This is a genomic window from Pseudomonas mangrovi (genome assembly GCF_003052585.1).
GTDB lineage: Bacteria > Pseudomonadota > Gammaproteobacteria > Pseudomonadales > Pseudomonadaceae > Aquipseudomonas > Aquipseudomonas mangrovi.
The window spans coordinates 1-24,914 of the sequence record NZ_QASN01000014.1; the positions used below are offsets into that span (position 1 = coordinate 1).

Annotated in this window: 25 protein-coding genes; 7 read left to right on the forward strand and 18 right to left on the reverse strand. The window is 62.8% G+C overall.

The window, feature by feature from the left end:
* Window positions 1-67: 67 nt before the first annotated feature.
* The 5 genes from DBO85_RS07435 to DBO85_RS19075 form a co-directional block, all read right to left on the reverse strand.
* Window positions 68-610 (reverse strand): hypothetical protein, encoded by a 543-nt coding sequence (locus tag DBO85_RS07435; RefSeq protein ID WP_108104041.1) that lies wholly within the window; start codon window positions 608-610, stop codon window positions 68-70.
* 574 nt (window positions 611-1,184) lie between these two features.
* Window positions 1,185-1,826 (reverse strand): hypothetical protein, encoded by a 642-nt coding sequence (locus tag DBO85_RS19065; protein WP_146168180.1) that lies wholly within the window; start codon window positions 1,824-1,826, stop codon window positions 1,185-1,187.
* 448 nt (window positions 1,827-2,274) lie between these two features.
* Window positions 2,275-2,571 carry a hypothetical protein gene (locus tag DBO85_RS07440; protein WP_108106635.1) on the reverse strand — a complete coding sequence of 99 codons (297 nt, stop codon included), beginning with the start codon at window positions 2,569-2,571 and terminating at the stop codon, window positions 2,275-2,277.
* A 121-nt stretch (window positions 2,572-2,692) separates the two neighbouring features.
* Window positions 2,693-3,079 carry a hypothetical protein gene (locus tag DBO85_RS19070; RefSeq protein WP_146168181.1) on the reverse strand — a complete coding sequence of 129 codons (387 nt, stop codon included), beginning with the start codon at window positions 3,077-3,079 and terminating at the stop codon, window positions 2,693-2,695.
* Window positions 3,080-3,191: 112 nt separating this feature from the next.
* On the reverse strand, window positions 3,192-3,596 hold the full coding sequence (locus DBO85_RS19075) for a hypothetical protein (RefSeq protein WP_146168182.1): 405 nt from the start codon (window positions 3,594-3,596) through the stop codon (window positions 3,192-3,194).
* A 43-nt stretch (window positions 3,597-3,639) separates the two neighbouring features.
* Between DBO85_RS19075 and DBO85_RS19200 the strand changes: the two genes are divergently transcribed.
* Window positions 3,640-3,945: a hypothetical protein gene (locus tag DBO85_RS19200; RefSeq protein ID WP_158268884.1), complete on the forward strand. Its 306-nt coding sequence runs from the start codon at window positions 3,640-3,642 to the stop codon at window positions 3,943-3,945.
* Between the two features lie 72 nt (window positions 3,946-4,017).
* Here DBO85_RS19200 and DBO85_RS19080 read toward each other — a convergent pair whose 3' ends face one another.
* Both DBO85_RS19080 and DBO85_RS19085 read right to left on the reverse strand, forming a co-directional pair.
* Entirely contained in the window at window positions 4,018-4,446 is a 429-nt protein-coding gene (locus tag DBO85_RS19080) for a hypothetical protein (RefSeq protein WP_146168183.1), read from the reverse strand.
* Between the two features lie 107 nt (window positions 4,447-4,553).
* On the reverse strand, window positions 4,554-4,835 hold the full coding sequence (locus DBO85_RS19085; protein WP_146168184.1) for a hypothetical protein: 282 nt from the start codon (window positions 4,833-4,835) through the stop codon (window positions 4,554-4,556).
* 151 nt (window positions 4,836-4,986) lie between these two features.
* On the opposite strand from DBO85_RS19085, the gene DBO85_RS07450 reads away from it, so the two are divergent.
* Window positions 4,987-5,952 carry an integron integrase gene (locus DBO85_RS07450; protein WP_108106636.1) on the forward strand — a complete coding sequence of 322 codons (966 nt, stop codon included), beginning with the start codon at window positions 4,987-4,989 and terminating at the stop codon, window positions 5,950-5,952.
* Between the two features lie 238 nt (window positions 5,953-6,190).
* Here DBO85_RS07450 and rimO read toward each other — a convergent pair whose 3' ends face one another.
* The 10 genes from rimO to DBO85_RS07500 form a co-directional block, all read right to left on the reverse strand.
* Entirely contained in the window at window positions 6,191-7,510 is a 1,320-nt protein-coding gene (rimO, locus tag DBO85_RS07455; protein WP_108106637.1) for a 30S ribosomal protein S12 methylthiotransferase RimO, read from the reverse strand.
* A 361-nt stretch (window positions 7,511-7,871) separates the two neighbouring features.
* Window positions 7,872-8,417 (reverse strand): cytochrome b, encoded by a 546-nt coding sequence (locus DBO85_RS07460; RefSeq protein WP_108106638.1) that lies wholly within the window; start codon window positions 8,415-8,417, stop codon window positions 7,872-7,874.
* A gap of 221 nt (window positions 8,418-8,638) precedes the next feature.
* Entirely contained in the window at window positions 8,639-9,118 is a 480-nt protein-coding gene (locus DBO85_RS07465) for a GNAT family N-acetyltransferase (protein WP_407681452.1), read from the reverse strand.
* Between the two features lie 173 nt (window positions 9,119-9,291).
* Window positions 9,292-10,074 (reverse strand): IclR family transcriptional regulator, encoded by a 783-nt coding sequence (locus DBO85_RS07470; RefSeq protein WP_108106640.1) that lies wholly within the window; start codon window positions 10,072-10,074, stop codon window positions 9,292-9,294.
* 443 nt (window positions 10,075-10,517) lie between these two features.
* Entirely contained in the window at window positions 10,518-11,204 is a 687-nt protein-coding gene (locus DBO85_RS07475; protein WP_108106810.1) for a sarcosine oxidase subunit gamma, read from the reverse strand.
* A 2-nt stretch (window positions 11,205-11,206) separates the two neighbouring features.
* Complete coding sequence (locus DBO85_RS07480) at window positions 11,207-14,119, reverse strand: 2Fe-2S iron-sulfur cluster-binding protein (RefSeq protein ID WP_108106641.1); 2,913 nt, start codon at window positions 14,117-14,119, stop codon at window positions 11,207-11,209.
* The gene (locus tag DBO85_RS07485; protein WP_108106642.1) at window positions 14,116-14,418 is read right to left on the reverse strand and encodes a sarcosine oxidase subunit delta; all 303 of its coding nucleotides are present in this window, start codon (window positions 14,416-14,418) and stop codon (window positions 14,116-14,118) included. The genes DBO85_RS07480 and DBO85_RS07485 overlap by 4 nt, the downstream gene beginning before the upstream one ends.
* Window positions 14,419-14,428: 10 nt before the next feature.
* Window positions 14,429-15,670, reverse strand: coding sequence for an FAD-dependent oxidoreductase (locus tag DBO85_RS07490; protein WP_108106643.1), 1,242 nt, complete (start codon window positions 15,668-15,670; stop codon window positions 14,429-14,431).
* 85 nt (window positions 15,671-15,755) lie between these two features.
* Window positions 15,756-16,622 (reverse strand): formyltetrahydrofolate deformylase, encoded by an 867-nt coding sequence (gene purU / locus DBO85_RS07495; protein ID WP_108106644.1) that lies wholly within the window; start codon window positions 16,620-16,622, stop codon window positions 15,756-15,758.
* 432 nt (window positions 16,623-17,054) lie between these two features.
* A complete protein-coding gene (locus DBO85_RS07500; protein ID WP_108106645.1) occupies window positions 17,055-18,350 on the reverse strand; it encodes an NAD(P)/FAD-dependent oxidoreductase in 1,296 nt (431 codons plus the stop codon).
* A gap of 111 nt (window positions 18,351-18,461) precedes the next feature.
* On the opposite strand from DBO85_RS07500, the gene DBO85_RS07505 reads away from it, so the two are divergent.
* Window positions 18,462-19,250, forward strand: coding sequence for an IclR family transcriptional regulator (locus tag DBO85_RS07505; RefSeq protein WP_108106646.1), 789 nt, complete (start codon window positions 18,462-18,464; stop codon window positions 19,248-19,250).
* Between the two features lie 359 nt (window positions 19,251-19,609).
* Here DBO85_RS07505 and DBO85_RS07510 read toward each other — a convergent pair whose 3' ends face one another.
* A complete protein-coding gene (locus DBO85_RS07510; protein ID WP_108106647.1) occupies window positions 19,610-20,209 on the reverse strand; it encodes a helix-turn-helix domain-containing protein in 600 nt (199 codons plus the stop codon).
* A 240-nt stretch (window positions 20,210-20,449) separates the two neighbouring features.
* On the opposite strand from DBO85_RS07510, the gene glnT reads away from it, so the two are divergent.
* The 4 genes from glnT (at window position 20,450) to DBO85_RS07530 (ending at window position 24,913) form a co-directional block, all read left to right on the forward strand.
* Window positions 20,450-21,784 carry a type III glutamate--ammonia ligase gene (gene glnT, locus DBO85_RS07515; RefSeq protein ID WP_108106648.1) on the forward strand — a complete coding sequence of 445 codons (1,335 nt, stop codon included), beginning with the start codon at window positions 20,450-20,452 and terminating at the stop codon, window positions 21,782-21,784.
* 90 nt (window positions 21,785-21,874) lie between these two features.
* Window positions 21,875-22,780, forward strand: a complete 906-nt coding sequence (locus tag DBO85_RS07520; RefSeq protein WP_108106649.1) for a class II glutamine amidotransferase — start codon at window positions 21,875-21,877, stop codon at window positions 22,778-22,780.
* A 38-nt stretch (window positions 22,781-22,818) separates the two neighbouring features.
* Window positions 22,819-23,502, forward strand: coding sequence for a GltB/FmdC/FwdC-like GXGXG domain-containing protein (locus DBO85_RS07525; protein WP_108106650.1), 684 nt, complete (start codon window positions 22,819-22,821; stop codon window positions 23,500-23,502).
* Window positions 23,503-23,590: 88 nt separating this feature from the next.
* Window positions 23,591-24,913, forward strand: coding sequence for an FMN-binding glutamate synthase family protein (locus DBO85_RS07530; RefSeq protein WP_108106651.1), 1,323 nt, complete (start codon window positions 23,591-23,593; stop codon window positions 24,911-24,913).
* Window position 24,914: the final 1 nt, after the last annotated feature.

Sequence of the window (24,914 nt, forward strand, 5' to 3'; positions counted from 1 at the left end):
TAACGTTTGGTTAAGGGGCGGGCTTTAGCCCGTCCCAGTGAGCGAAGCGAACGATTTGAACCACTTGTTAGGCAGCGCCTAGATCGCGGCGAACTACCCCAAAGTTGATGACTACGATCTTCTTTCCCATCTCGTCCCACTCCACGAACTTCTGGCACTTCTTGTAGTAGTGTTCATAGCCCATCAGGTCTCCGAATGCCTCCTTGGGTGCCGATGCATCGGATGCACCGAACTCTTGGAGAAACTGTGCGTAGCTTTTGATGTAGCCGAATAGGCTAAGTGATGTCCCATAGAGGGCGAAACTACGGACGCGCCCATTCTCGAACCCAAAGCTGACCTTCTCAGGAAAGTGCAGAACGCCGCTGTGTTCAGTGGCGTTCGCGATCACATCTGGAAGCGGCAAATCTCGTCCGCTAGCGTCCTGATAGCTAGCACCTAACTCCCTCGACCAGGATGAACTCTTCACGATAGGCGCGAGTGAAACTTCGCAGACTTTGTCGATTGGAAAGCTTTTCGCATCGCATCCGTATGGAACGCCGCATAGGGATAACTCCTCGATTCGAAGATCCGATGATTTGAGGAATTGCAGGTTGTCGAAGATATCGGGCATGGTGATCAAGCCGCCTAACGTTTGGTTAAGGGGCGGGCTTTAGCCCGTCCCAGTGAGCGAAGCGAACGGTTTGAACCATTTGTTAGGCTTTGGGTTTGCACGCTCTGCGGTCTATGGATTGTAGATAGGCGTTGGATTTTGCTTTGTTGCCAACTCGACGCCTTTACGTTCGATCAGAAATACTACGCCAGGCCAATTTTTCCCTCTTGGTAGCGCATGGGCTGTCGCTAGCTCGCTTATTTTTATACCCAAGCCACTCAGATGGTTGGTCACTACTAGGCGGCGCCAACGGCACCGCTGAGAGAATTTATTTGTGAATTCTTTTTTACGCCCATGCCTTGGATGGCAATGATACTCAGCAATAAGTAGCCTCCCTAGATAAGCTTTCATCTCTTGCAATGGCATACTTCGCCATTTTTCTCGAAGGATGGCTTCTGTTCTAGTGGCTTGCGACTGCTTTTTAATCCGCAGAGGCGAGGTTCTCATTGATCTGTAGTACATGGTGCCTAACGATAAGCTAAGGGGCGGGCTTTAGCCCGTCCCAGTGAGCGGAGCGAACGATTTGAGCGACTTGTTATACGCTTTCACGAATGAAGCCTGCCTCCGAAAAATAACGATCAAGATTATTCAAGTTGTCAAAACTCGAAGCGCAAAAATAGTTTAGCTCTTTCACTATATTTGATTCGAAAACTGGTGTTGGTAGATAGCAAGCTCCATCATCTACGCTTACCAGAATAACTCTTTCGATTAAATTTCGGTCGTAGTAAATGTCGCACCAGTAACCTGTAGCTTTCGGATGCAGCCATTTGTTCGCCCATGGATCTACAAAATTATCAGTCTGGATACCGTCTTCGTCATACCGCATAAGCATTCGCAAACGAGGGTCTTCTTTGAGAAACCGCTCCGATGACCAGTTCTTTGAGACGCCGCTCCAATCAGAGCTTGGATTTGTCGTTACCATGAAATTAATGATTTCGTCATGTGACATGTCACGAACAGCTTTTCTGTTCGGATACAGGGCTTCGGCAGCATAGGGTAGGCCGAAAAAGATAGACGAGATTAAGCTCAAAGTGAATGCAATAGGCTCGGCATCTTTACCCGACAGCCAAAACATAGCTGCAATGAGCGTAAGCACAAAAAATACAGCGCCAAAGATCCTGAGTGCATCGGTTCTACTTTTTATGAAGAGGGCAGGCCTCTTAAACTTCTCTTTCATTTTTCGCCTGCGTATAACGTTTGGTTAAGGGGCCGGCTTTAGCCGGTCCCGAGTGAGCGAAGCGAACGACTTGAACCATTTGTTAGGCGCTAACACACCATACCTCCGTGCCGTTCGGCACCTCATGCTTTTGTAGCGACGGAAGTATGCAGCCCCAGCGTGGCTCTCGTGGAGCTGGCGTAAGGAACTGATGGGTTACTAGCATTTCCGCTTCGATCGTTGATCCATCAGGGCGGAGGAGGAAAACCTTGAGAGTGCCCGGCCCTTGGAGTCTGTCCACAAGAGGTGCGGGAACTATAACTAAGCCGCGACCAGATATCTGAAAAGACTCTTCAATGGTCATGATCAAGGACTGCATCTTTTAGCGCCTAACGATTAAGCTCACTGGCAGGCAAATGCGCAGCGTTTGACTGTCCAGCGAACGAAGTGAGAGTAGTGCAGCGCATTGTTAGAGGGCCTTCTCTATGGCGCGGCGATTAATAAATTGATGCACAGAAACCCCCAGATTGATAGCTGCCAAAGCTAAGGCCGTGAAGCTAAGGGAGGGGTCGTAGAAAATAAAGCAACCTGCCACAACAATAATTAAGCTAACAATTGTTACGTTGACTTGTTTGAGTAGCGACCCTTTCAGCCCAGTTGCGATGTACGTAATCGCGATCGGTAGGCAAAGGACAAAGAGATAAAACGCAGCGGACAAGATGACTTCCGTCGGCTCCGCAAATCCTGTTTCGACGTAGGAGTACATTTTGGTCTGCCTCTAACGCCTTGCTCATTTGCGCAGTGGTTGTAGTGGATTTTTGTGCAACAATGAGCGAAGCGAATGCACAAAAAGGAGCGTAGGCCGCTGCGTCAAATGGAGCAATTTGTTAGGCTTTGCGAAGTACATAATTTGACTTATTCACGCCGCCTAAAGCCAATGAAAAAGTAAGCTTTTTCCCCTCAAAACGAAAATTAATAGATAAATTATTGTCGACTTCTTGAAAGCATATTTCCAGAATCGTACTTGTTTCTTCTAGAGCATGCGGCCAACTGAATGTAATTATATTTGGAAGTCCCATGCTTGCGTGCAATTCTAGATTTTTACCTGCGACACCAATTACACCGTACAATTGACTTCGACTAGGCCCACCTTTAGTGAGGAGCAAATAGTCATATCCATTTCTTCTGAGCTCAAGCTCAAATACACCGTCATCAGACTTATATATTCCAGCAAGAGTACTTAATTTTTCTAACACAGGGTATCTGGTGATCATTTTAGCCTAACGCCGCGATAAACGGTGGTTTTTAAGTTGCACTTTTGCCATAAAATGGAGCGAAGCGGAATGGCAAAAATGCAACTTAAAAACCATCCGTTTAATTGCCTTGTTATAAGCTATAGCGCACAACTGCATGACCAAAACCACCTTTTGAGTCAAAACCCGCCCAGATTTCACCCCATGAATATTTTCCGGTTTTGTAACCAATATTCATAAGCCATTTCTCAGTATCTTTTGCGCGTAATTTTTCTTTTTCTTCGCTGAAGTCGTTCCAGTTGCTGCCGTATAATTCAGGGTTAACTATTGCCACATTGACACTTTGCAGTTTTGAGCAAAAGAAACAGAGGCTAAAAATTATTCTCTGCCCACTAATTTCAACAGGTGGTAATGAATACCAAATATACCCATTATTCATATCTCTTTTGTCTGTATCGGGAAGTTCGGCAACCTCTGTTTCCGATAACTCTGAACAAATGATAAGTCCGCTCTTTAATTCAAGCCTAAAATTTTTCACGTTGTTCACTTTCCTTATAACATTTGTTTAGCGGTAATTAGAAATGAGCGACCTGAGCCAAGATACTACATCGCTAGTGCATGCCTTATATCAATCCAGAGAGGCTGTGGAGATCTGTCATGTGCTCGAAAACGAATGTGGCACAGAGGCGCTTTCATGCGAGGGGTGGACGCCCGTGCAAATGGAGCGCGTAAGGTACGCTGTGTTAAGGCTCGCAACAGAAAACAGTATGAGTCTGGACTCAGCTATTGATCTCGCCAAAAAGGACTGGAGAGATCTTTTGATTGCAGCTGGATTTGGAAATGAACTTAATGCTCATAAAGAGTGGGAACGTCGAAAAATCCGCTAACAATGCCAAGCACGGCGACGGCTTTTCCGTTGCGGCTTCGCCTTCACTACAAAGCCGCGCGTGTTGGCGGCGTTAGAGGCTTTTGTTAAAACTGGGGAAATCATTAACTTTTTCTTCGATAAAATGCACATTGAATACCTTCATCTTAGTAAGCGTTTTCATTTCTTCGTCGGTTGCCGGACCTTGACATTCATCGCCGAACCACACCTCACCGCCCACTATTCTTTTACTCGCGGCAGCTTCCGAGCTTGACAGCGTCTCAACTCCTAGCCTTGCCCACCTACCTTTTTTAACTGGCATTGTGCCTGTGTATAGCAGCTGATAATCATCACTCCCCAACACATTCACGTATTCAGAGGTTTCTCTGAGCTTGTACTTGTAAAGCTTAAAAAGCGCAACCTGCTTGAAGTAATCAGACACGAACAAAATTTTTGCTACAGCAAAGACACTGTCGAACGGTATAGAAACAATCGAACCTACAGCCACGTCTTTTTTACTCATGGACTTTGCTCCGAGCCACGATTTTACCCTCTAACGTTTGGTTAAGGGGCCGGCTTTAGCCGGTCCCGAGTGAGCGAAGCGAGCGACTTGAACCAATTGTTAAAAGACTACTGTATGAAACCAATCTTTTGGTGGTCAAGGTTTTTGCCGTAAGCAATGAATTTGACGAAGTGACTTGGTATGTGGATGGTCATTTCTGAACCAATACGATTATTGACCTGTTCTGGAGTTATTGTCAGCGCGACAAAGCCTGGAAGGTGAGTTAGCTGTTTGCAGTAAATATATTTACCCACGCTGCCATCGTGCAGATAGCTTTCAATTGCTTTCCCAAGCTCTTCTATGGCCTGAGGAAATAGCAATACTCCATATTTGTCGTCGTTATTGTTCACGGAGCCTCCATAGTCTTTTAACTATTAGTAGACACCAAATGGTGTGTTTAAACGCACCATTTGGTGGGTAACGTTCCTTGTCACTTCCGGCTCTCGCTGTCTACGCTGAGGCGTGCGCCAGGGTCGGCGCGGGATCAGGGAGTTATACGCCATGGATGGCAAGCCTAGGCTGCTCGATCAGCTGCGCGAGCAGATTCGCGTTCGACATTATTCGATTCGCACCGAAGACGTCTATGTGAAGTGGGTGCGGGACTATGTTCGGTTTCACGGTTTGCGACACCCCGCGGAGATGGGGGCGGCGGAGGTTGAGCAGTTTCTATCTCATCTGGCTGTGCGCCGGCAGGTGTCTGCTTCCACGCAGAACCAGGCGCTGTCGGCGCTGCTGTTTCTCTACAAGCATGTTCTGCACATCGAGCTGCCCTGGCTCGACGATGTGGTACGGGCCAAGCGGCCTGAACGTCTGCCGGTGGTGCTGACGCGGGAGGAGACACAGCGGCTGCTGGCGTTGCTGGAGGGCGAGGTGGCGCTGGTGGCCGGGCTGCTGTATGGCGCCGGGTTGCGCCTGATGGAGGCCGTGCGGCTGCGGGTGAAGGATGTGGATTTCGCCCGGCGGGAGATTCTGGTGCGCGACGGCAAGGGCATGAAGGATCGCGTCACGCTGCTGCCGCAGGCGGTGGTGGCGCCGCTGCAGTTGCATCTGGAGCAGGTCGCCGCGCTGCATCGCAGTGACTTGTCGGCTGGCTTTGGTGAGGTCTATCTGCCGTTCGCGCTGGCGCGCAAGTATCCCAGGGCGGCGGCGGAGTGGGGCTGGCAGTATGTGTTTCCGGCGGCGCGGCTGTCGGTCGATCCGCGCTCTGCTGTGCGCCGCCGGCATCACCTGGACGAGAAGAAAGTGCAGCGCGCCTTCAAGCTTGCGGTGCGCCAGGCGGGGCTGATCAAGCCGGTGACCCCGCATACGCTGCGGCACTGCTTCGCCACTCATCTGTTGGAAAGTGGCCAGGACATCCGCACGGTGCAGGAGCTGCTCGGGCATGCGGATGTGAAGACCACGATGATCTACACCCATGTGCTCAATCGCGGTGGTCTGGGGGTGCTGAGTCCGCTTGACCGGATTTAGGCGTGCGGTGGCATCTTGCTCGACAGTTGGAGGGTGCGGGAGCGGCGCAATGCGCTGCGCTTATTGCGCCCTACGAAGTGGGGGGCGTTCGGCAAGCTGTAGGGCGGGTTAGGCCGCAGGGCGTAACCCGCCGCAGCGTCACCATCAGTGCCCGCACAAGGGCAGCGGAAGATGTGCCAGGCATGGCGCAATGCGCTTTCGCTTATGGCGCCCGACGAGAGTAGGGCGCTCCTGTCGGTCAGATGCGTTCGGCCCAGAGGTCGTACTCGTCGGCGTCGATGACGCGGACGCGGATCTTGTCGCCCGGCTGCAGGTTGGTGTCGGCGATGAACACGTTGCCGTCGATCTCCGGGGCGTCGGCGGCGGAGCGGGCGACGGCGCCTTCGTCGTCGACCTCATCGACCAGCACTTCGATCTCGCTGCCGATCTTGCGCGCCAGGCGCGCGGTGGAGATGGCCTGCTGGTGGGCCATGAAGCGCTCCCAGCGTTCCTGCTTGATCTCGTCCGGGACCGGATCGGCCAGCTCGTTGGCCGGGGCGCCTTCCACCGGGCTGTACTGGAAGCAGCCGACGCGGTCGAGCTGGGCTTCGCTCAGCCAGTCGAGCAGGTACTGGAAGTCTTCTTCGGTTTCGCCGGGGAAGCCGACGATGAAGGTCGAACGGATGGTCAGTTCCGGGCAGATCTCGCGCCACTGCTTGATCCGCGCCAGGGTCTTGTCCTCGAAGGCCGGGCGCTTCATCGCCTTGAGCACTTTCGGGCTGGCGTGCTGGAAGGGAATGTCCAGGTACGGCAGCAGCTTGCCCGCGGCCATCAGCGGGATCACGTCGTCGACGTTGGGGTAGGGGTAGACGTAATGCAGGCGCACCCAGACGTCCATCGACGACAACGCCTCGCACAGCTCTTTCATCCGTGTCTTGACCGGCTGGCCATCCCAGAAGTCGGTCTTGTACTTGAGGTCGACGCCGTAGGCGCTGGTGTCCTGGCTGATCACCAGGATCTCCTTGACCCCGGCCTTGACCAGGCGCTGGGCCTCGGAGAGCACATCGCCCACCGGCCGGCTGACCAGCTTACCGCGCATCGAGGGGATGATGCAGAAGCTGCAGCTGTGGTTGCAGCCTTCGGAAATCTTCAGGTAGGCGTAGTGGCGTGGGGTGAGCTTGATGCCCTGCGGCGGCACCAGGTCGACGAAGGGGTCGTGCTCGGTGCTCGGCGGCACCACCTCGTGCACGGCGTTGACCACCTGCTCGTACTGCTGCGGGCCGGTGACGGCCAGCACGCTGGGGTGCACGTCGCGGATGCTGCCTTCGTTGACGCCCATGCAGCCGGTGACGATGACCTTGCCGTTCTCGGCAAGGGCTTCGCCGATCACTTCCAGCGACTCGGCCTTGGCGCTGTCGATGAAGCCGCAGGTGTTGACCACCACCACGTCGGCGTCCTCGTAGGTCGGGACGATCTGGTAGCCCTCCATGCGCAGCTGGGTGAGGATGCGCTCGGAGTCGACGGTGGCCTTCGGGCAACCGAGGGAGACGAATCCGACTTTCGGGGCGGCGGTGGACATGCAGGCATTCCTCGGTGGGCGACTCGCGGGCGCCTCTGATCAAAAAGTGCGCGATTCTAGCGGTGCTGGCGGCGCTTGACCAGCGTTGCGCGCGGGTGTCCGTCGCTCAGATCGAGCCGGCTCCTGCGGCTCGGGTGACCACTGGGGGCGCCAGGTGCAAGGATGCCGGGCGTCCGCCGCGCCGCCAGTGCCTGGCAGGGCTGGGCTGGCTCGGCTGCGCCAGATGCCCGGCGGCGATCGAGATCCTGCGCATGCATCCCGCGGCAATCTGCGCGGCACCGAGACGGGCGCTGCTGGTACTGGCTGGCGACTCGTCTCGGTGGCGTTGGTGCAGGGCGTAGCAGCGTGCAGCTGGTGCCGGTCAGCGACCGGGCAGCATGCGGGTCAGGGTGTTGTCGCGGCGGATGAAGTGATGCAGCAGGCCGGCGGCAGCGTGCAGACCGATCAGCCAGTAGCCAGCGACCCCTGCCAGCTCGTGCAGCTCCTTGATCTGCCCGGCCAGCTCGGGGTTGGGGCCGATCAGCGCGGGCAGTTGCAGCCCGAAGAACGGAATCGGCTTGTCAGCGGCGCTGAGGATCAGCCAGCCGGCCAGGGGGGCGCCGATCATCAGGGCGTACAGCGCCAGGTGCATCAGCTTCGCCGGCAGTGCCTGCCACAGCGGGATGGCCGGAACGATGCGCGGCGTCGGTGCGATCAGGCGCGCCAGCAGGCGCAGCCAGACCAGCGCGAACACGCCCAGGCCGAGCATGAAGTGCCATTGCTTGAGCAACTCGCGCGGTTCGCTGCCCTTGGGGAAGTTGCCCTTGAGTTCGATGCAGGCGTAGACGCCGGCGATCAGAATCAGCATCAGCCAGTGCAGGGCGATGGACAGGCTGCCATAGCGATTTTCGGAATTTTTCCAGCTCATGATGGAGGTCCTTGAAATGAGTCTGTGGTACGGCGTGGGGGCCGGGTGTGCTGATGCTGAACCGCGATTCTTAATTGAAGCTGAGTAACGGCGATGGGGGGCCGCGACCGCTGGTCGCAGACGGCGGCGGAGGATACATGTTGCGGCGCCGTGCTTACAGCCGTACCTCGCGCCTTGGTTGCAGCGCAATGAGCATGGTCCAGTCGCGGGCTGCGGCAGGTTCAGTCGAGCAACAGGCGCATCGGCAGCATGCTCGAGGCGCTGAAACCCTGGCGTGCGTAGAAGCGTTGCGCGGCCTGGTTGTCGGCGTCGGTAAGCAGGGTGATGCGTCGACAGCCGTGGCTGGCGGCCAGGTCGCGGGCCGCCGTGAGCAGGGAGCTGCCGATACCGCCGGTGCGGCAGCGGGCGTCGACCACCATGTCCTCTAACCAGGCAACCGGTGCGCCAAGCGCGGTGGACTGGCTGTAGAGCAGGCTGACCATGCCGAGCACGCGGCCATCCTGCTCGGCGACGAGGATCTGCCCGCAGGCCGGCTGCGCGATGATCGCCGCCAGCCCGCGAGCCTGCTTCTGCGGGTCGGCGACGAACTCGTGCTCCTGGGCGAACAGCTGGGCGAGCAGCGCGCAAAGGGCGGGTATATCGGCAGCGTTGGCGATGCGGATCTGCATTGGCGTGTTCCTTGTGAGCAGCACTGCGGTCATGCGTTGCGCCGCTCCATCATGGCAGCGCAGAAAACCGGCGCAATGCGCTGCGCTTATTGCGCCCTACGCCCGGGTGAAGTCATGGGCGCCCGGGCTGTCGTAATCGCTAGCGGGGCGGCTCGCCAGCACCTCGCCGGCCCCACCTAGGCGGCCCCACCTAGCGGCGGGGGCGCCTAGCCCCCACCCAGCTCCCGCGAGATGGCGCGGGCGCATTGCTGCAATGCCTGGCGATAGTGGCTGCGGGCGGTCTCGTCGTCCATCACCGCGTCGGGGCCGGAGAGGTTGATCGCCGCCGTCACCGCACCGCGATGGTCATGCACTGCACAGGCGATGGCGGTGGAGTAGTCCGAACGGTGCAGCACCCAGCCGCGTTCGCGATCCTGGTCGAGCATGGCGCGCAGTTCGGGCAGGGTTCGCGGCGCCGGCGGCGGGTAGTCGTCCAGGCGCACGTGCTGGTAGAGGTTGTCCAGCTGGCTGTCGTTCAGGCCGCTGAGCAGCATGCGGCCCATGGCGGTGCAGTGGCAGGGGATGCGCGTGCCGATCGGGATGTTCACCGACAGGCGCTGGGCGGCGAAGGCGCGGTAAAGGTAGAGGCTGTCGGTCTGCTCGCGGATGCTCAGGTGGCAGGACAACGAGGTGCGGTCGCGCAGGGCGTTGAGGTGCGGCAGGGCGACGTCGACCAGGTCGCGGCTGGTGAGGTAACCGAAGCCGTCGCTGACCACCTGCGGACCGAGTTCGTAGTTGTTCTTGCCGAGCTTGCGCAGGTAACCCATCTCGCACAGCGTGTGGACGATGCGATAGATCGCCGAAACGCTGACCCCCAGGCGCTCGGCCATCTCCGCCATGCTCAGGTTGCGGCGGGCCGCGTTGAACATCTGCAGGATGGCCAGGCCGCGCTGCAGGGACGGCACCCGGTAGTCGGTCTCGCGCTCGGTGGTTTCGTCGTCGCTGCGCATGTTGTCTCCCGGGTTAGGGTTTGCATTGCGGTGGGCGGATCGGGGGTGCTTGATCCGCGGTTTTTTGGTGGATGTAAAAAGCGACATCCACCCTACGGGTGTTCGCCGCAGGGCTTCGATCTGCGCGCTGCGTTCGGCTGCGTAGGGTGGATCGCGCTGTGTTGATCCACCGGCTCTGGTTTTGGTGGATGTGAAGAGCGACATCCACCCTACGGGTGTCCGCTGCAGGGCTTCGATCTGTGCGCTGCGTTCGGCTGCGTAGGGTGGATCGCGCTGTGTTGATCCACCGGCTCTGGTTTTGGTGGATGTGAAGAGCGACATCCACCCTACGGGTGTCCGCTGCAGGGCTTCGAGCTGTGTGCTGCGTTCGGCTGCGTAGGGTGGATCGCGCTGTGTTGATCCACCGGCTCTGGTTTTGGTGGCTGTGGAGAGCGACATCCACCCTACCTCTGCAGCAGGGCGTCGATGCCGGCCGGGCGGCCGTCGAATTCGGCCATGGCATCGAGCAGGGCGTCCCACAGGTAGTTGGCCGAGGCGCGGTCGCAGAGGATCTGCAGGCAGGGCAGTGCCTCGTCGCCAAGGTTGATGACGATGACGTTGATCCGCGCCGCCGAGGTCTGTGCCACCGCGCCCGTGCCGAACGCCGCCGGGCGCAGGTCGACGCCGCAGAGCTTGGCCATCACCGCGCAGGCATGTTCGCCGGTCAGCCGCAGCCAGGCATGGCTGTCCTGGCGTGGCAGCAGGTAGTTGGCGCTGGCGCCGAACTGCCAGTTGCGCTCCTCGGCGGCGATGCGCGCACCGCCGTCGCGCAGGCTGCCGAGCAGCAGGTATTCGTTCTGCGACAGCCGCGCCACCTGGCTACCGTCGCTCTGGGTCAGTGCGCGGTTGGGTGCATCGGGCAACTGGTAGCCGCGCTCGCGCAGGTAGTCGGCCGCGGCGGCGCCGCGAAAGCCCACCCGTGGCAGGTTGCACAGGTCGATCAGCGCGCAGCGTTGCAGCTGCGCATGTTCATCGTCCGCGCCGTAACGGCTGACCACCAGGCTGTCGCCCAGGCGGCCGAGGGTGGCGCCGGCATGGCGGCGGTACAGCGGGCTGCGTTCGAGGCATTGGCTGGCTTGCAGGCTGGTCATCATCACAGCTCCTGGCGGGTGTTGTCGGGATCGAAGAACGGCAGGCGAACCACCTCGGCCAGCACCACCTCGCCACCCTCGACGCGGATCGGAATCTGCCCGCCCGGGGTCGCCTGGTCGGCGGCGCAATAGGCCAGGCCGATGATCCGGCCGAGGGTCTGCGAGTACTCGCAGGAGGTGACGTTGCCGCTGATGTCGTCGCCCTTGAGCACCAGATGGCCTTCGAGTGGTTTGCGCGCCTCGGCCGCCAGGCTGAAGCCGACCAGCTTGCGCTTGAGCGGCTGCGCTTCGAGGATCTGCACCGAGCGCTTGCCGACGAAGAACGGCTTGTTGCGGGCAATCGCCCAGCCCATGTCGATCTCCGCCGGATGGGTCATGCCGTCGGTGTCCTGGCTGATGATCAGGTGGCCCTTTTCCAGGCGCAGCAGGCGCTGGGTCTCGACGCCGAAGGGGCGGATGTCGAAGGCCTTGCCGGCCTCCATCAGCGCATCCCACAGTGCCTCGCCAAAGCGCGCCGGCACGTGGATCTCATAGCCCAGCTCGCCGACGAAACCGACCCGCAGCAGCCGCGCGGGAATCCCGGCGACCGTGGCCAGGCGTACGCCCAGATAGGGGAAGCCGGCGGGCGACAGATCGACGTCGCTGCAGAGTCTTTCCAGTACCTTGCGCGCGTCCGGCCCGGCCAGGTTGACCGCGGCCAGGGCGGCGGTGACGTTGGTGATGTCGACGTCCAGGCGCCACTGCGCATTCCACTTGAGCATCTGCTGGTAGATGCGGTCGACGCCGCTGGTGGTGGCGGTGACATAGAAGTGGTTGTCGGCGAAGCGCGCGCAGACGCCGTCGTCGATGACCACGCCGTCCTCGCCGGTCATCAGCGCATAGCGCGAACGCCCGACCGGCTGCTTGAGGAAGGCGAAGGTGTAGAGGCGGTTGAGCAGTTCGGCGGCGTCCGGACCGCGCACGTCGAGGCCGCCGAGGGTCGAGACGTCGATCAGCCCGACCTTCTCGCGCACATGCCGGGCCTCGGCCTGCATGCAGGCATCACGCTGCTCGGTCGGGCCGTAGAAGGCCGGGCGCTGCCAGATGCCAGCCGGCATCATCTTCGCCCCGGCTTCCAGGTGGCGCTGGTGCATCGGCGTCTGCCGCGCCGGGTCGAAGCCGCGGCCGGCGATGTGCGCCAGCTTCTCCGCCACGAACGGCGGCCGCGCGGTGGTGACACCGGTTTCGCTGACGCTGCGACCGGTGGCCTGGGCCACCAGGCGCGCCGTCGGCAGTGCCGAGTGGCGGCCCTGCGAGGGGCCCATGCCGACGGTGGAGAAGCGCTTGACCAGCTGTACGTCGCGGTAGCCATGGCGGGTGGCGTTGATGATGTCGCGCACCTGCAGGTCCTCGTCGAAGTCGACGAATTCCTTGCCCTTGGGATGGGCGAAGATCGGCCAGTCGAAGTTCACTCGCGGCTCGGCGAGGAAGTCCTTGGCTTCGCTGTTCCCGGCCTGCGCCAGATCCAGCCGGGAGAGCGCTGCAGCGGCGGCGCGGCGACCGTCCCGCAGCACGTTGTCGAGCAGATGACGACCATTCACCGAGCCTGCGACCTCGAGCCCCGCCGGCAGCCCGCGCAGGGTGAAGGCGGCTTCCTCGTCGCGGTAGCTGAGGGTGGCGCCGGCCTGGCAGAGCAACTGGTAGACCGGCATGTAGCCGGCCGACATGCACAGCAGGTCGCAGTCGATGCGCAGGCCACTGTCCGCCACCTGGCCCTGAGCCTGGATGCGTCGCACCTCGGCGCCGCTGACATGGCGCATGCCCTTGCCGTGCAACGCCTCGTAGACGGTGCTGGACAGGTGGCAGGCGATGCCGCGGCTGCGCAGCGCGGTGAGCAGGCTGCCGTCGTTGGGCTGGGCGCGCATGTCGACCAGCGCGGCGACCTCTACGCCCTGTTCGTGCAGATCGAGCGCGGCCAGGTAGCCGTCGTCGTTGCCGGTGAGCAGCAGGGCACGCTGGCCCGGTTTCACCGCATAGAGCTTCATCAGGCGCTGCGCGGCGCTGGTCAGCATGATGCCGGGCAGGTCGTTGTTGCGGAACACCACCGGCTGGTCGAAGGCGCCGGCCGCGACTATGCATTCGCGGGCGCGCACCTTGTACAGCCGGTTGCCCTGGATCACCGGCAGGAAGTGGTCGCTGAACCAGGCGTTGCAGGTGGCCTCACGCAGGATGCGGATGTTCGGATGGCTCTCCACCGCAGCGCACAGCTCCTGGCCGAGGCGATGGGCCGGTTCGTCGTCGATGGCAAAGCGCGCCCAGTTCAGTGCGCCGCCGAGGATCGGCTGCTGTTCGATCAGCAGTACCCGGGCACCGCCCTCGGCGGCGCTCAGGGCCGCCTGCAGACCGGCGGGGCCGGCACCGACCACGGCCACATCGGTGAACAGGAAGGCCTTGTCGTGGTACTCGGGGCGAAAATCCAGGTCCAGCACGCCGAGCCCGGCCTTCTTGCGAATCAGCGGCTCCCAGACCTTCCACATGCCCTTGGGCTTGTAGAAGGAGCGGTAGTAGAAACCCACCGGCATGAAGCGCGAGAAGTGGCCGAGGAAGGCGTCACGGTCCTTGGTGAGCGAGCCGGAGAAATTCTGCCCGGTCACCGCAAGGTCCGCTTGCAGCGGATGCATGTCGGCCAGCACGTTGGGCTCGCTGGGCAGTTGCACCAGGCTGTTGGCGTCCTGTCCGGCCATGCTCAGCGGGCCGCGCGGACGGTGGTACTTGAATGAGCGCGAGAGCAGCCAGCGGCCGTTGCCGAGCAGGGCGCTGGCGATGCTGTCGCCGGCAAAGCCCTGGTAGCGGGTGCCGTCGAATTCGAAGTGCAGCGGCCGATCGCGGTCGATCAGCAGGCCCATGGGGGCGGGCAGGCGACTGGGCGAAGTCATGCGGGTGTCTCCGTGGCCGGTGCGCTGAATTCGATCCGGCGGTTGAACAGCTCCTTCGGATCGAAGGTGCGGATGATCTGGTCGCTGACGGTGTGGCGTTCGGCGAGGAACCAGTAGCTGGAGGCGGTGTGCATCCACCATTCGGTGACCACCCCGGCGCGGTTGTCGCTGTTGAACACGTAGTCGGCCCATTCGGCATCGCTGCAGCTGGCCGGGTCGGGCATCTGCTTGAGTTCGCCGCCGTAGGTGAATTCGCTGATGTTGCGTGGCCCGTTGAGGGGGCAGGGCATGATCTTCATGGTGCTTTCCTCAGTGGCTGGCGGCGGTGGCGCCCATCTCGTTGACCTGCTGGAAGGTCGAGAAGCGGTCCAGGGCGAAGGGCTTGATCAACGCCGGCGTCTTGCCGCCGCTGGCGACCAGCTCGGCCATGGTCTTGCCGCAGATCGGCGTGGCCTTGAAGCCCCAGGTGCCCCAGCCGGCGTCCAGGTAGTAGTTCTCCACCGGCGACAGACCCATGATCGGGCTGTAGTCCGGGGTCATGTCGGTGATCCCGGCCCACTGGCGCATCAGCCGGGCGTTGGCCAGGAACGGGAACATCTCGATGGCGTGGGCCAGCAGGCCTTCCTTGAGCTCCAGGGTCGAGCGGGTGTTGTACAGCGGGTAGGGATCGGAGCCGCCGCCGATCACCACCTCGCCGCGACCGGTCTGCTGCACGTAGCAGTGCAGCGCGCTGGAGCTCACCAGCGGATCGAGGAACGGCTTGAACGGCTGGGTCACCATCGCCTGCAGCGGGTAGCTGTGGATCGGTGCGCGGATGCCGGCCTTGGCCATCAGCAGCGAGCTGTAGCCGGCGATGGCCTGCACCGCGCAGCCGCACTGCACGGTGCCGCGGTTGGTCTTCACCGCGGTGATGCGGCCGTGCTCGATGACCAGGTCCTGGACCTCGGTGAGTGGGTGGATCTGCACGCCGAGCTTGGCCGCCTGCTTGGCGTAGCCCCAGGCGACGGCGTCGTGGCGGGCGGTGGCGCCGTCCATGTGCCAGAGCCCGGCGAGCACCGGCAGGTGGCCGGGGTCGAGGTTCAAGGTCGGCACCAGTTCGCGGATCTGCTGGCGGTCGATCATCTCGGTACGGCCGCCGAAGTGCTTGTTCACCTCGGCGCGCTGGCGAAACGCGCGCACCGTGGCATCCGTGTGCGCCAGGGTCAGCTGGCCGCGCTCGGAGTACATGATGTTGAAGTCGAATTCGTTGGAGAGGTTCTGGAACAGCTTCACCGACTCGGCATAGAAGCGCACGCCTTCGCTGGTCAGGTAGTTGGAACGGATCACCGCGGTGTTGCGCGCGGTGTTGCCGCTGCCCAGGTAGGACTTCTCCAGTACCGCCACGTTGGTCACGCCGTGGTACTTGGCCAGGTAGTAGGCGGTCGCCAGGCCATGGCCGCCGCCACCGATGATGACCACGTCGTAGCGGGGTTCCAGCTCGCACGGCGGCGGCAGGTCGACCTCCACCGGGTACTCGGATGACAGGCCGTATTTCAGCAGGTTGAAGGGCATGCGGGCTCCTGGTGCGCGGGCGGCGCGTCGTGCTCGGGGGCGGTCCGCGGCGGCAGTGCCGCGGTGCCGGATAGGGGCGCTGGTTTCACCGGAAGATCACCGTCTTGTCGTGGTTGAGGAACACCCGGTGCTCGGTGTGGTAGCGGACCGCCTTGGACAGGGCGACGGTTTCGGTATCGCGGCCGATGGCGACCAGATCGTCCGGCAGGTAGCTGTGGTCGACGCGCTGGATTTCCTGCTCGATGATCGGGCCTTCGTCGAGGTCGCCGGTGACGTAGTGGGCAGTCGCGCCGATCAGCTTGACGCCGCGTTCGTAGGCCTGGTGATAGGGCTTGGCGCCCTTGAAGCCGGGCAGGAAGGAGTGATGGATGTTGATCGCCTTGCCTGCGAGCTTCTTGCACAGATCGTCGGAGAGGATCTGCATGTAGCGCGCCAGCACCACCAGCTCGGTGCCGGTCTCCTCGACGATGCGCATCAGCTCGGCTTCCTGCTGGGCCTTGGTGTCCTTGGTGACCGGCAGGTAGATGAAGCGGATGCCTTCGCGCTCGGCCATCGGCCGCAGGTCCAGGTGGTTGGAGACCACGGCGGTGATCTGCATGTGCAGCTCGCCCTTCTGGAAGCGGTAGAGCAGGTCGGACAGGCAGTGGTCGTACTTGCTGACCATCAGCAGCACGCGCATCGGGGTGGCGGTGCTGTGCAGCTCCCAGTCCATCTCGAAGCGCTCGGCAATGCCGGCGAAGTCCTTCTCCACGCAGGCGATGTCACCGGTCACCCCGGCGTTGAAGCGGAACACCGCGCGCATGAAGAAGCGCCCGCTGAACTCGTCGTCGAACTGCGCCATCTCGCTGATGTAGCACTGCTGTTCGGCGAGGAAGGTGGTGACCGCCGCGACTATGCCCGAGGTCGCCGGGCAACTGATCTTGATGATGAACTGGTTGGGTGCGTGCTGCATGGCTGCCTCGGATTCGGCTGGGCGGTTTTCTCGTCGGCAAAAGAGAAATTCATCCGCGAATAAAATTGACCGTTAGGAATATATATTTCTTGTGGGGATTCTTATAAGCGAAGCCGTCAGGCGCGTCCATACCCAATAGGAAATATATTTTCTTGAAGTGAATATTTGTTTTGCCGGCGAAGAAGGCGCCTGCCGCTGGCGGATCAAGCCCTGGGCAGCGCTCCTGCAGGAAACGCGCCGGCCGGCCGTAGGGTTTCGGTGGATGAGGAAAGCGTCATCCACCCTACGAACTGCAGTCGTACCAAGCGGGCGGCTCTTCGTAGGGTGGATGGTCGAAGCCATCCACCACAGCGGGTTTCGGTGGATGATCAAGGCGTCATCCACCCTACGAGCCTGCGTTGAGGTTCTTGCGCGGCAGCGCGTGAACAAGCCCTAGAGCCGAGCGAAGCGGAAGGGTGCTGGATCCACCAGCGGCGTATCGCCGAGCAGCAGGTCGCGCATGAGCCTGCCGGCGCCCGGCGCGATGCCGAAGCCGTGTCCCGAATAGCCGGTGGAGAGGAACAGGCCGGGGAGCTGCTCGACCGCGCCGATCACCGGGATCGCATCCGGGGTCACATCCATCACGCCGGCCCAGGTCTGCGCCACACGCATCGCGGCGAATGCCGGAAAGGCCTCGATCAGCGCGCTGCGCGCCTCGGCGAGGATGGTCGGCGAGGGCTGCGGATCGAGTACCCGGCAACGCTCGAACGGGCTCTGCGTATCCAGCGCCCAGTGGTTGGGGGTGAGCAGCTCGTCGAGAAAGCGCCGGCCCAGGCGCAGGCGCAACTCGCGATACTGGCTGCCCAGCGCGGGGAGGAAGTCGCGCAGGTAGCGCAGGCTGTCCGGGGTGATCGGCGCCAGGTTGGCGCTGCGCTGGGCGATGCTGTAACCGCCATCCAGGCGTTTGCGAAAGGCATAGCGACGGGCGCCGACGGCAAGCTCTGGTGCGCCCGGCAGCGGCTCGGTGCGCAGTACCGAGGCGATCACCTTGAGCTGCGGCAGACGAATGCCGAGGTTGCGCAGGAACAACGACGACCAGGCACCGCCCGCCAGCACCACCTGGTTGCAGCGCAGCAGGCCCTGCTCGGTGACCACCCCGGCCACCCGCCCGGCCTGCACATCGAGGCCGCGCACCGCGCAGCCGGTCAGCAGCTGTGCGCCCAGGCGCCTGGCGCAGCGGGCGATCGCCAGGGTCGCCAGTTGCGGTTCGGCGCGGCCGTCGAGGGGCGTATGCAGCGCGCCAGACCAGCCGGCCCGTGCGCCATCGGGCAGCAGGCGCGCCAGCTCGCTGCGCTCCAGCAGCTGCGCACGCACGCCCTGGGCGCTGGCGGCGGCCAGCCAGTCGGCCTGCTGTTGCACCTGCTGCGGGTTCTCGCACGCATAGAGAATGCCGCTGCGGCGAAAGCCGAGGTCTTCACCCAGCTCGGCCTGCCAGCGCGTCCAGATATCCAGACTCGCCAAGGCCAGCGGAATCTCGCGCAGGTCACGGCCCATGCTGCGCACCCAGCCCCAGTTGCGCGAGGACTGCTCGGCGGCCAGTTCGCCCTTTTCCAGCAGCACCACCGGTATGCCGCGCTCGGCCAGCCACCAGGCGCAGCAGACGCCGACGATGCCGCCGCCGATGACCGCTACCTCGGTCTGTGCGGGTAGGGTGCTGCTGCATTCCAGACGTTCGATCTGCGGGTACATGGCGGCTCTCCGGCGGGAGGTGGACAAGACGCAGCGGACCCTAGCGCGGCGCCGCGACGAGGCGCGCGAATTGCATCGGCGCAGGCCTGCAGTTATCGCCAGGTGAGAAAAATGCCCGAACAGAAGGGGACCCGCAGCCTCGAACGCGCCTTCCAGTTGCTGCGCCTGCTGGCCGCCGCCGGTGCCCGTGGGGCCAGCCCGGCGGAGCTGGCACAGGCCTGCGACTGTTCACGGCCGACCCTCTATCGTCTGCTGCAGGCGCTGCGTCGCCAGGGCTGCGTGCGCCCGGCGCCGACGCGCGGCCGTTACCAGCTGGGCTACGAGCTGTTCGCCCTGGGCGTGCATGCCGGCAACGCCAGCGGGCTGCGCGAACGTGCCCGGCCGGCGTTGCTGCGGCTGGCGCAGCGCTTTGGCGACAGCTTCTTTCTACTGGTGGCAGACGGTTCCCAGGTGCTGTGCCTGGACATGCTGGCCGGCGAGCAGCCGGTGCAGAGCTACAGCGGCACGGTGGGCGGACGCATTCCCATGGGCGTGGGCCAGGCCTCCCAGGTGCTGCTGGCGCAGATGAGCCGTGCCGAGGCGACGCGCATCCTGCGTCACAACCAGGCGGTGCTGCGGCTGGACTACGGGCTGGATAGCGAGATGATCGCGGCTAGCCTGGCCAGCGTGCGGCGCCTGGGTTTTGCCAGCGGTCTGCCCGACCGCAGGCTGCCGGGGTACACCGGCCTGGCGGTACCGATAGTGGATGCCGCGGGCGAGCTGCTCGGCGCCTTCAGCTGCGCCCTGGCGCGGCCGCGGATGAGCGAGACACGGCGTCAGGCCCTGGCGCAGGCGATGCAGCTGGAGGCGGCGGCGCTGGCCAGGCCGGCGCCGGATCGGCGGTCGGGTTTTGGTGGATGAACAAGGCGTCATCCACCCTACGGACGCAGAGGGCGAGGTGTCGGGTCTTGCGTAGGGTGGATGGTCGACGCCATCCACCGTTGCCGGATTTCGGTGGATGAAGAAAGCGTCATCCACCCTCCGGACGCGGTTGGGTGGGGTGTCGGGTCTTGCGTAGGGTGGATGGTCGAAGCCATCCACCATTGCCGGGTTTCGGTGGATGAACAAGGCGTCATCCACCCTACGGACGCTGTTGGGCGAGGTGTCGGGTCTTGCGTAGGGTGGATGGTCGAAGCCATCCACCGTTGCCGGGTTTTGGTGGATGAACAAGGCGTCATCCACCCTACGATGGGGCGTTCCGAGAGCGGGCAGGCAGCCGCTCAATCCTTGCCGTAGTTCATGATCGACAGCAGGCGGATCGGCACCTTGATCAGCTTCTCCGGGCCATGCGGCACTTCGCCGTCGAAGGTCAGGCTGTCGCCGGGGGTCATGCTGTAGAGCTGGTCGCCGTGGCGGTAGGTCAGCTCGCCCTCGACCAGATAGAGGTACTCGGTGCCGGGGTGGGCGAAGGTCGGAAACTCCTCGCTGGCGTCGTCCATGCTGACCATGTAGGCCTCGAAGCTCTTCTTCGGTCCGCGGGTGTGGTTGAGCAGGTGATAGGTGTGGCCCTTGTCGGTGCCGCGGCGGACCACTTCCATGCCTTCACCGGCCTTGACCAGCAGCGCGCCGCCGCCCTGCTGGTCGTACTGGCTGAACAGCTTGGACATCGGCATGCCGAGCACGTCGCAGAGGCGATTGAGGGTATCCAGGCTGGTGGAGACCTGGGCGTTCTCGATCTTGCTGAGCATGCCCTGGCTGATGCCGGCGATCCGCGCGACATCGGCGATCTTGAGTTCCTGGGCCTGGCGCTGGCGACGGATCTGCATGCCCAGGTATTGCTCCAGCTTGAGACGTGGATGCGCTTCTTCGGTCTTTGCCATTGGCCTTGTGCACCTTCCAAGTTCAGGAATAAAAAATTCGCACCAGTGATGTGCGTCGCTCGCGCTGCTGGGCGCGAAAAATTCCACGTATGAAAACATCTTTCCTGTGTGGATAGAAGCAAGCCGCGGTTTTGCTGGGAGAGGGTGGTTTCGCGTCAGGTTGGCAAGCTGCTTGCATTTCATTTCAGGAAATTAAAATTCCTTAGCGGAATATACGCAGCGACCACCAGGAGGCAGGCCATGTTGCCTAGCGAAACCCAGCGCATCATCGACCAGCACGGCATCAGATACGTGCTGGCCCAGTTTGTCGACATTCACGGCGCGGCCAAGACCAAGTCCGTGCCGGTCAGCGGTCTCGAAGCGGTAGCGGAGGAGGGGGCCGGCTTCGCCGGGTTCGCCATCTGGGGCATGGGCATGGAACCGCACGGGCCGGATTTCATGGCCCGCGGCGACCTCTCGACCCTGACCCCGGTGCCCTGGCAGCCGGGTTACGGGCGGGTGGTCTGCGTCGGCCACGTCAACGGCAAGCCGCATCCCTACGACACCCGTTACGTGCTGCAGCAGCAGGTGCGCCGGCTGAGCGACCGTGGCTGGACCCTGAACACCGGTCTCGAGCCGGAGTTCAGCCTGTTCCGTCGTGACGAGCAGGGCCGGCTGCGGCCGGTGGATGCCAGCGACAAGCTGGAGAAGCCCTGTTACGACTACAAGGGCCTGTCGCGCTCGCGCGCCTTTCTGGAAAAGCTTACCGAGTCGCTGCAGCCGGTCGGCTTCGACATCTACCAGATCGACCACGAGGACGCCTGCGGCCAGTTCGAGATCAACTATACCTACAGCGACGCGCTGGAATCGGCCGACCGCTTCACCTTCTTCCGCATGGCTGCCGGCGAGATCGCCAACGACCTGGAAATGATCTGCTCGTTCATGCCCAAGCCCGACCCGCGCCGGGCCGGCAACGGCATGCACTTCCACCTGTCGATCGCAAGCGAGGGCAACCGCAACCTGTTCCATGACGCCAGCGATCCGAGCGGCATGGGCCTGTCGAAGATGGCCTATCACTTCCTCGCCGGCCTGCTCGCCCATGGCCCGGCGCTGTGCGCCTTCGCCGCGCCGACGGTGAATTCCTACAAGCGCCTGGTGGTCGGCCGTTCGTTGTCCGGGGCGACCTGGGCGCCGGCCTTCATCGCCTACGGCGACAACAACCGCTCGGCGATGCTGCGCATTCCCTACGGCCGCATCGAGTTCCGCCTGCCGGACGCCGGTTGCAATCCCTACCTGGTCAGCGCGGCGATCATCGCCGCCGGGCTCGATGGCATCGACCGCGAGCTCGACCCCGGCACTGCCTGCAACGAGAACCTCTACACGCTGGGCCTGGAGGAGATCGCCGCGCGCGGCATCCAGACCCTGCCGCAGAGCCTCAAGGAAGCCTGCGATGCGCTGGAAGCCGACCCGCTGTTCCGCGAGACCCTGGGCAGCGAGATCGTCGACGAGTTCATCAAGCTCAAGCGCATGGAGTGGGTCGAGTACAGCCGCCACGTCAGCGACTGGGAAATCGAGCGCTACACCGAATTCTTTTAGCCAACGAAAACAGCCGAAGCCGAGCGGCCCCTGGCCGTCCTCGGGCTCCGGGCGTGCGGCCGCCTGCCCGACTGCAGTGAGGAGATGTGTATGTGTGGAATCGTAGGTCTGTATCTGAAGAACCCGGCGCTGGAGTCCCAGCTCGGCACGCTGTTCGAACCCATGCTGCTGGCGATGACCGACCGCGGCCCGGACAGCGCCGGCTTCGCCATCTATGGCGACGAGGTGCGTGACGGCTGGATCAAGCTGACCCTGCAGAGCGCCGGCGACTTCGACTGGAAGGCGCTGATGGGCGCGCTGGAAGGGCGCCTGGGCTGCTCGCTGGAGTGGTTCCAGAACGCCAGCGCGGCGGTGCTCAAGACCAATGCCGGCGAGGCCGAGGTGCGCGCCGCCCTGGTCGAGCTGGCGCCGGGGGTGCGGGTCATGAGCGTCGGCCAGAGCATCGAGATCCTCAAGGGCATGGGCCTGCCTGCGGAAATATCCGAGCGCTTTTCGCTGGCGAAGATGAAGGGCAGCCACATCATCGGCCACACCCGCATGGCCACCGAAAGCGCGGTGACCATGGAGGGCAGCCACCCGTTTTCCACCGGCCAGGACCTGTGCCTGGTGCACAACGGCTCGCTCTCCAACCACTTCCGCCTGCGCCAGGAACTGCGCCGCCACGGCATCGAATTCGAGACCGACAACGACACCGAAGTCGCCGCCGGCTACCTGACCTGGCGCCTGCGTGAGGGCGACAGCCTGAAGCAGGCGCTGGATCACTCGCTGCAAGACCTCGACGGCTTCTTCACCTTCGCCATCGGCACCCGTGACGGCTTCGCGGTGATCCGCGACCCGATCGCCTGCAAGCCGGCGATCCTCGCCGAGACCGACGACTACGTCGCCATGGCCTCGGAATACCAGGCCCTGGCGAGCCTGCCGGGCATCGAGCAGGCGCGGGTCTGGGAGCCGGAGCCGGCCACCCTGTACATCTGGGAACGCCCCCGCGCTGCCTGAGCGGCGGGTGCTCGACTGAACCAATCGGAGATCTGGCAATGAAAACCATAGACCTGTCCGTCGCCACCACGCGCGACCTCAACCAGGCCCTGCACGCCCCGGCCGAGGCGCTCGCCGCGCGCGAGTGGCTGGTGACCCATCCGGGCGGCAAGCACAACCTCGCGGTGGGGGTGAACGAAGCGCTGTCGATCACCATCGACGGCCACGCCGGCTACTACTGCGCCGGCATGAACCAGAAGGCCGACATCACCGTGCTTGGCAACGTCGGCGTCGGCGTGGCGGAAAACATGATGTCCGGCAGTGTGCGGGTACGCGGCAGCGCCTCGCAGGCCGCCGGCGCCACCGCCCACGGCGGGCTGCTGGTGATCGAGGGCGATGCCGGTGCGCGCTGCGGCATCTCGATGAAGGGCGTCGACATCGTGGTCGGCGGCAACATCGGCCACATGAGCTGCTTCATGGGCCAGGCCGGGCGGCTGGTGGTCTGCGGCGACGCCGGCGATGCGCTGGGCGATTCGCTCTACGAAACCCGCATCTACGTGCGCGGCACGGTGAAGTCGCTGGGCTCGGACTGCATCGAGAAGGAGATGCGTCCTGAGCACCTGGCCGAGCTGGCCGAGCTGCTCGATCAGGCCGGTTTCGATGCCGATCCGGCGAGCTTCAGGCGCTACGGCTCGGCCCGCCAGCTGTACAACTTCAAGGTCGACAACGCCTCGGCGTACTGACCGGTCATCCGTGGTCGGGCTGAGCCAGCCACGACCAGGAACACCCCACCGGGAACCAGCCCTGGTCCCGGCCCAGAGGAGAGTCCTCATGAGCGAGAAACATCCACCGGTGCTGCGCGAGTCGGCCACCTTCGACCGCCTGACCATCCAGGAAATCCAGCGCGCCGCGGAAACCGGCATCTACGACATTCGCGGCGGTGGCACCAAGCGCAAGGTGCCGCACTTCGACGACCTGCTGCTGCTCGGCGCGAGCATGTCGCGCTACCCGCTGGAGGGCTACCGCGAGAAGTGCGGCACCGACGTGGTGCTGGGCAATCGCTTCGCCAAGAAGCCGATCCACCTGAAGATCCCGGTGACCATCGCCGGCATGAGCTTCGGCGCGCTTTCGGCCCAGGCCAAGGAGGCACTCGGTCGTGGCGCCAGCATCGCCGGCACCAGCACCACCACCGGTGACGGCGGCATGACCCCGGAGGAACGCGGCCAGTCGCAGCACCTGGTCTACCAGTACCTGCCGTCGCGCTACGGCATGAACCCGGACGATCTGCGCAAGGCCGACGCCATCGAGATCGTCCTCGGCCAGGGCGCCAAGCCGGGTGGCGGCGGCATGCTGCTGGGGATGAAGGTCACCGAGCGGGTCGCCGGCATGCGCACCCTGCCGGTCGGTGTCGACCAGCGCAGCGCCTGTCGCCACCCGGACTGGACCGGCCCGGATGACCTGGCGATCAAGATCGCCGAGCTGCGCGAGATCACCGACTGGGAAAAACCCATCTACGTGAAGATCGGCGCCAGCCGGCCGTACTACGACGTCAAGCTGGCGGTGAAGGCCGGCGCCGACGTGATCGTGCTCGACGGCATGCAGGGCGGCACCGCGGCGACCCAGGAAGTGTTCATCGAGCACGTCGGCATCCCGATCCTCTCGGCCATTCCGCAGGCGGTGCAGGCGCTGCAGGAGATGGACATGCACCGCAAGGTGCAGCTGATCGTCTCCGGCGGCATTCGCACCGGCGCCGACGTGGCCAAGGCGATGGCCATGGGCGCCGATGCGGTGGCCATCGGCACTGCCGCGCTGATCGCCCTGGGCGACAACCATCCGCGTCTGGACGAGGAGCTGAAGAAGATCGGCTCGGCCGCCGGTTTCTATGACGACTGGCAGAACGGCCGCGATCCGGCCGGCATCACCACCCAGGACCCGGAGCTGAGCAAGCGCCTCGACCCGGTGGAAGGCGGCCGTCGGCTGGCCAACTACCTGCGGGTGCTGGTGCTGGAAGCGCAGACCATGGCCCGCGCCTGCGGCAAGTCGCACCTGCTCAACCTCGACCCCGAGGACCTGGTCGCGCTGACCGTGGAATCCGCCGCCATGGCCCGCGTGCCGCTGGCCGGTACCCGCTGGGTGCCGGGGCAGGGCTACTAGG